Here is a 646-nt window from a genome sequence, read left to right as displayed (position 1 = left end):
GATGGAAATCACTTTGGCGATATCCAGGTTCTGGCCGTAGCGGTAGGACGTGGCCTCGGCGCTGTGGGCGAGGGTGGTGAGCGACGCGCTGAGGGCGATGGCGGTCAGTGCGGTGGCGAACACGGTGCGGGTTTTCATGGTGGTTCTCCTCTTGGTACCGCGCGCGGGCGCTGGCCGCGAGCGCTGGCTGCTATCTGTCAGACGATGGTCAAAGTGACGTCGATGTTGCCGCGGGTGGCGTTGGAGTACGGGCAAACGATGTGCGCGCGATCCACCAGAGTTTGTGCGGCTTCCGGGGCCAGGCCGGGCAGGCTGATGCGCAGTTCCACTTCGATGCCGAAGCCGGTGGGGATGGCGCCGATGCCAACGGTGCCTTCGATGAAGGTGTCAGCCGGGATGCTCAGCTTGTCGCGGGCGGCGACGAATTTCAGGGCGCCGAGGAAGCAGGCGGAATAGCCGGCAGCGAACAGCTGCTCCGGGTTGGTGCCGTTACCGCCAGCGCCACCAAGTTCTTTCGGGGTGGTCAGGGCGATGTCGAGGATGCCGTCGGAGGACACAGCGCGGCCTTCACGGCCACCAAAGGCTTCAGCGGTTGCACGGTAGAGAACGTTTTCGATAGTCATGGCATTGATCCTTGTCGGTGAGT

Annotated in this window: 1 protein-coding gene; it reads right to left on the bottom strand. The window is 63.8% G+C overall.

The annotated features are described in order from the left end of the window. Window positions 1-197: 197 nt before the first annotated feature. Window positions 198-623 carry an organic hydroperoxide resistance protein gene (locus EGJ86_RS24920; RefSeq protein ID WP_036994554.1) on the bottom strand — a complete coding sequence of 142 codons (426 nt, stop codon included), beginning with the start codon at window positions 621-623 and terminating at the stop codon, window positions 198-200. Window positions 624-646 lie beyond the last annotated feature (23 nt).

Source organism: Pseudomonas sp. o96-267 (assembly GCF_003935465.1).
Classification (GTDB): domain Bacteria; phylum Pseudomonadota; class Gammaproteobacteria; order Pseudomonadales; family Pseudomonadaceae; genus Aquipseudomonas; species Aquipseudomonas sediminis.
Note: the sequence above shows the minus strand (reverse complement) of the source record. Positions and strands in the feature narration are given on the sequence as shown.

Excerpts from the sequence above, each read along its gene's own strand:
- EGJ86_RS24920 (WP_036994554.1), bottom strand. The coding sequence starts at position 623 with ATGACTATCGAAAACGTTCTCTACCGTGCAACCGCTGAAGCCTTTGGT.